This window comes from Mesorhizobium sp. (assembly GCF_041661565.1).
In the GTDB taxonomy this organism is placed as follows: Bacteria; Pseudomonadota; Alphaproteobacteria; order Rhizobiales; family Rhizobiaceae; genus Mesorhizobium.
The window spans coordinates 1-6090 of the sequence record NZ_JBAZUD010000209.1 but is presented as its reverse complement, the minus strand read 5'-3'; the positions used below and the strand labels follow the sequence as shown (position 1 = coordinate 6090).

Below are 6090 nucleotides of genomic sequence, written 5' to 3'. Positions count from 1 at the left end.
CACCGCGCCGGCGCCGGGGCCAAAACGCTCGATGCCAAGCCCGAAGCGGGCGAGCGTCTCGGAATGCAGCGCCAGCCGTTCGGCATCTTCTTCCGGCAGGTCGACGATCTCGGGCAGAAGCAGCATCTGAGACGGGACCGCGCGTGAATGCAGCGCGTTCTTCAGGGCCTCGTAGACCAGCCGCTCATGCGCCGCGTGCTGGTCGACAATGATCAGCGAATCCCTGGTCTGCGCCACGATGTAGTTCTCATGCACCTGTGCCCGCGCCGCGCCCAGCACGGCGCCAAGCAACGTCTCGGCCGCCTCGTCCTGCCCGGCGCGCGTGTCGGCGCTGGCAAGAGCGCCGGCATCGAACGCGGTCTGTTCATTGTCGCTGAAACCTGACGCCCCAAAACCCATATCGAGGGGTCGTTGCGGCGAGCGGAACGGGTCATGGACCGCGAAGCCCGAGGCTCTGTGCGCGGCTTCGTAACTGCGATGGCCGTTGGCCGGGCCGCCATGTTCGTAGGCCGTGGCGCCTGGCCGGAAGGCCGCCATCATGCCGGCCGCCCCGGTCGTCGCGGCGCGGATGCCGGCATCGGCGAGCGCCTGGCGGATCGACCCGACGATCAGCCCGCGCACCAGCCCGGGATCGCGGAAGCGCACATCGGCCTTTGCCGGGTGGACATTGACATCGACGATGGCCGGATCGAGCGTCAGGAACAGCACCGTCACCGCATGGCGGTCGCGTGGCAGCACGTCGGCATAGGCGCCTCGGATGGCCCCGGCGATCAGCTTGTCGCGCACCGGCCGGCCGTTGACATAGGCATATTGCTGCAGCGCGTTGGCGCGGGTGAAGGATGGGATCGACACGTGACCGGTCAGGCGGATGCCTTCGCGCATCGCATCGATGGCAATCGAATTGTCGGGAAAATCGGAGCCCATTACCTGGGCGATGCGGCGCAGGCTGCCTTCCGCGCTGTCGTCGGTCGCCGGGAGTTCCACCGTCGAGCGATCCGAGCCGGCCAGGGTGAAACGAACGGCGGGGAAAGCAATGGCGATGCGCTTGACGACATCGCTGGTCGCGGAGCTTTCGGCGCGTTCGCCCTTCATGAATTTGAGCCGTGCCGGGGTCGCGAAGAACAGGTCGCGCACCTCGACCGTGGTGCCGCGATTGGCCGCCGCCGGCCTTACCGGCAGGACGCGGCCGCCCTCGATGCCGATTTCTGCCGCGCTGTCGCCGGAGGCCGTGCGCGAGCGGATCGACAGGCGCGACACCGAGCCGATCGACGGCAGCGCTTCACCGCGAAAGCCGAGCGACCGGATGTCATCGATGTTGTCGGCGAGCTTGGAGGTGCAGTGACGGCCGATGGCCAGTGCCAGCTCCTGTTCGGGAATGCCGGAACCGTCATCGGTGACACGGATCAGGTTCAGCCCTCCGCCGGCCGTGACGACCTCCACCTTTTTGGCGCCCGCGTCGAGCGCGTTCTCGACCAGTTCCTTGACCACGCTCGCCGGACGCTCGATGACTTCGCCGGCGGCGATCTGGTTGATCATCGTTTCGGATAGCTGGCGGATGGGCATGGCGGCACTATAGGCGGATTCGTGTCGTGCGGGAGGGGTAGTTTTTTGGAGCAGTGGAACAGCCTAAGCCTGTGCCACCAGCCAATCCCTTACCTTGCGGGCATTCTCGCTGAGCTCGCGGTTCTTCGGCCAGATGACGTGAAATCCGATGCCGGTCCGCAGCACATGATCCGTCACCGGCACCAGCAGTCCCGATGCCACGAGGCGTTCGACCAGATGCCGCCAGCCGAGCGAGATGCCTTGCCCCTCCATGACCGCCTGGATCACCAGGGCATAATCATTGATGCGCAAGCCGCGCTCGGCGTTGCGGAGGCTGGTTCCCGCGGACGCGAACCACTCGTCCCAGTTCGGGGCCTCGCGGTAGGGCTCCTCGAGATGGATGAGGCGGTGCGTTGCCAGTTCCGCCACGGTCTTCGGCAGCCCGAACTTCGCCAGATAGCTGGGCCCGGCGACGGGGAATATCTCCTCGTCGGAGAGCGAAAGCGAATGATAATCCGGCCAGTCGCGCGGCACGCCGCCGCGCACGCCGAGCGGGATGCCCTCGGCGATGATGTCGAGGTCGCGGTCGGCGGTCTGGATGCGCAGATCAACGCCAGGCAGCTCGTCGCGGAATTGCTGCAGACGCGGCATCATCCAGAACGAGCCGAAAGCCGTCGAGGCAGCGAGCGTGACATGGCCGCCCGTCGCCTGCAGACGCAGATCCTCCGCCGACTTGCGGATGTGCGACAGCCCGAGCGAGACGTCGGCGTGAAAGCGCTCGCCCGCCTCCGTCAGGAGCACCTGGCGGTGGCGGCGCTGGAACAGCTTGGCGCCGAGTTGATCCTCCAGCCCGCGCACGGCGTAGGACACGGCCGCCTGCGTCATGCCAAGCTCGCGCCCGGCGGCCGTGAAACTCGACAGGCGGCCGGCCGCCTCGAAGACGATCAGGCTGCCGGCCGAAGGCAACAGGTGGCGCAGGTTTCGCATAAGCTCAGCTTATACAAGAGATCAGGATTTTCCAGCGTCACAGCTCCATTTTGTCTGGGTAGGCTGAATGACTTTGGGAGGATGGAGTTTCCATGAACGCACCGGCCGCTGAAGTGATCGAACCTGCCAGCCGCCGAGCGGGTGGCCGAGTGGGGCGCAAGGTGCTGCGAGGAGCTCCAATGGCGTCATTTCCGACCATGGTTCGCAAGATCCCAGTATATGACATGGTTCCCGACGAGGCGGTGGAACTGATCCACCAGGAGTCGCTGTCGATCCTCGAAGAGGTAGGGTGCGAGTTCCGCGACGACGAGGCCATCGCGCTCTGGAAGGCCGCGGGAGCCGATGTGTCGGAAACGCGTGTCCGCATCGACCGGGCGCTGCTGATGGAGCTGGTCTCCAAGGTCCCGTCGGAATTCACGCTCAACGCAAGGAATCCACAGCGTACTGTGCGGGTAGGGGGCAACAACTCCATCTTCGTGCCGATGTACGGCGCGCCCTACGTGCGCGATCTCGACAACAACAGGCGCTACGGCACGCTCGACGACCTGCAGAATTTCCACAAGCTCGCCTACATGGCGCCGGCGCTGCACTCCTCAAGCTCGGTCATCTGCGAGCCGATGGAAATCGCGGTGCCTAAGCGCCATCTCCACATCATTCATTCGGCGCTGAAGCACTCGGACAAGCCGTTCATGGGCATCGTAACGTCCAAGGAAAGGGCGGAAGACACGATGGCCATGGCGGGCATCGTGTTTGGCGAGGACTATGTCCGCAACAATCCGGTGCTGGTGTCGATCACCAACTGCAACTCGCCGCTGGTCTGGGACGCGACCATGCTGGACGCGATGAAGGTCTATGCGCGCAGCAACCAGCCGCTCATCCTGGCGCCCTTCGCGCTGTGCGGCGCCTCGACGTCGGCGTCCGCCGTGGGCGCGGTCGCGCAGGTCAACGCCGAAGCGCTGGCTGGCGTCGCATTCACGCAACTGCTTCGTCCCGGTTCGCCGCAGCTTTACGGCCAGTTCATGGTCACGGTCGACATGAAGACCGGCGCTCCAATGGGCGGCACGCCGGAGGCGGCCCAGATGATGTACCTGATGGGAGCCCTGGCGCGAAAATACCGGCTGCCGTGGCGCACCTCCGGCTTCCATGTCGGATCGAAGCTCAACGATGCCCAGGCAGGCTATGAGTCGAACATGCTGATGCATGCCGCGATCCTCTCGGGCGCCAACTATATCTGGCACTCAGCCGGATGGCTCGAGGCCGGCTTGACCTGCGGCTACTCGAAATTCGCCACCGACTGCGAGCAACTTGTCGGCTGGTACAAATACGCCGGCGGCCTGCCATTCGACGATTTCAAGGAGGCGATGGCTGCGATCCGCGAGGTGGGGCCGCAGGGCCATTTCCTCGGCACCCAGCACACGCTCGAACACTTCGAGTCCGCCTTCTTCATGCCCACCATCATGGATTTCAATTCGTTCGAACAGTGGAAGGCCGAAGGCGCGAAGGACCACGACACGCGCGGCAGCGAGAAAGCGCGCAACATGCTCGCGGATTATGAAGAGCCGAAGCTGGACGAGGGTATCGCGGAGGGGCTGACGGATTTCATTGCGCGGCGCGAGGAGGCGCTGCCAAACAGCGTCAGTTGACGCAACGGATTAACAAACAACGGGAACAAAAAAGGGAGACAAAAATGGCATTTTTCAGAAGCAATGGCGACCGCGTGCCTGGCGCTATTGAGGCAATGGCGAAAGAGACGCGTGCGGGCCACATGGACCGGCGCGAATTCCTGGCGCTGGCCAGCGCCTTCGGCGCCTCGACGGCCTTCGCCTACAGCATGATCGGCCTTGCCGCGCCGACAAAAGCTTTGGCCGACGAGCCGAAAAAGGGTGGCACGCTGCGTGTTGCGATGTCGGTCAAGGCGCAGAAGGATCCGCGCACCTATGACTGGACCGAGATGGCAAACGTCACGCGTTGCTGGCTGGAGCCGCTCGTCCGCTACACACACCAATTCACCTTCGAGCCGGTCCTGCTCGAAAGCTGGGACGTCAATGACGACGCCACCGAATACACACTGCATCTGCGCAAAGGCATAAGCTGGAACAATGGCGATCCCTTCAACGCCGATGACGTGGTCTCCAATCTGAACCGCTGGTGCGACAAGGCTGCTTCCGGCAATTCCATGGCGGCACGTGTCGGCGCGCTGATCGACACAAAGACCGGCAAGGCGAGGGACGGCGCCATCACCAAGGTCGACGACCTCACGGTCAAGCTGAAGCTGTCCGAGCCTGACATCGCGATCATACCGGGCTTCACCGACTATCCGGCGCTGGTCGTGCATCGCGACTTCGACAAGGATGGCGCCGATCCGATCAAGAAGCCGATCGGCACCGGAGCGTTCGAGCTGGTCTCTTACGATGTCGGCCAGAAGGCGGTGGTCAAGCGCCGCGAGAACGGCAAGTGGTGGGGCGGCGAGGCGCCGCTCGACAGCGTCGAGTTCATCGACTACGGCACCGATTTCAACGCCACGCTGAACGCCTTCGAATCAGGCGAGATCGACCTCGATTTCGAAACGCCGGCTGACTTCATCGACGCCCTCGATAAGATGGATCTGGCAAAATCGGAGGTCGCGACCGCGACCACGCTCGTCGCCCGCACCAACATAACCCACAAGCCCTATGACGATCAGCGGGTGCGCAATGCTCTGCAGATGGCCGTGGACAACAATGCCGTGATGCAGCTTGGCTATGCGGGGCTCGGCACGGTCGGCGAGAACCACCACGTCGCCCCGATCCATCCCGAATACTATCCGCTGCCCAAGAAGACACGCGATGCCGCCGCCGCCAAGAAGCTGATGGCGGATGCCGGACAGGCCGACTTCGAGCACGAGCTGATTACCGTCGAGGACGAATGGCAGAAGAACACCGGCGATGCGATCGCCGGCCAGCTGCGCGATGCCGGCATCAAGGTGAAGCGTACGGTGCTGCCGGGCTCGACCTTCTGGAACGACTGGACGAAGTATCCGTACTCGATGACCATCTGGTACATGCGGCCGCTCGGCGTCCAGGTGCTGGCGCTCGGCTATCGCTCTGGTGAGGCCTGGAACGAAACGGCCTATGCCAATCCGGAGTTCGACGCCAAGCTGAAGCAGGCGCTTTCGCTGGCAGACCCTGCCAAGCGCAAGGAGGTCATGAAGGATGTCGAGCAGATCCTGCAGGATTCCGGCGTCATCATCCAGCCGTTCTGGCAGAAGCTCTACTGCCACATGAGCAAGAAGGTGAAGAACTACGGAATGCACCAGACCTACGAAATGGATTTCCAGAACGTCTGGCTCGACGCCTGATCCAGGTTACGAGCTTTGCAAGCAACCGCCGCCGGCACCCATCGCGATGGGTACCGGCGGATTGTGAATCACTGACAAACAAAATGGCGCAGGCAAAATGGCCGACGACGAGATCATCCTTTCCGAACTGTCCGACGACGAGTTGGTGCAGCAGATGCACGACGATCTTTATGACGGCCTGAAGGAAGAGATCGAGGAAGGCACCAACATCCTGCTCGAGCGCG

4 protein-coding genes and 1 pseudogene are annotated in these 6090 nt (G+C 63.6%); 3 read left to right on the top strand and 2 right to left on the bottom strand.

Annotated elements, in window-relative coordinates; translation table 11 throughout:
• The coding region (mutL, locus tag WC739_RS24015; RefSeq protein ID WP_372955486.1) for a DNA mismatch repair endonuclease MutL at positions 1 to 1563 on the bottom strand (1563 nt) is incomplete at its 3' end.
• 63 nt (positions 1564 to 1626) lie between these two features.
• On the bottom strand, positions 1627 to 2529 hold the full coding sequence (locus WC739_RS24010) for a LysR substrate-binding domain-containing protein (RefSeq protein ID WP_372955485.1): 903 nt from the start codon (positions 2527 to 2529) through the stop codon (positions 1627 to 1629).
• 92 nt (positions 2530 to 2621) lie between these two features.
• Between WC739_RS24010 and WC739_RS24005 the strand changes: the two genes are divergently transcribed.
• The 3 genes and pseudogenes from WC739_RS24005 to WC739_RS23995 all read left to right on the top strand — a co-directional run.
• On the top strand, positions 2622 to 4172 hold the full coding sequence (locus tag WC739_RS24005) for a trimethylamine methyltransferase family protein (RefSeq protein ID WP_372955484.1): 1551 nt from the start codon (positions 2622 to 2624) through the stop codon (positions 4170 to 4172).
• A 44-nt stretch (positions 4173 to 4216) separates the two neighbouring features.
• Positions 4217 to 5866, top strand: a complete 1650-nt coding sequence (locus WC739_RS24000; protein ID WP_372955483.1) for an ABC transporter substrate-binding protein — start codon at positions 4217 to 4219, stop codon at positions 5864 to 5866.
• Between the two features lie 97 nt (positions 5867 to 5963).
• Positions 5964 to 6090, top strand: a pseudogene (locus tag WC739_RS23995) (cobalamin-binding protein); the annotation flags it as partial.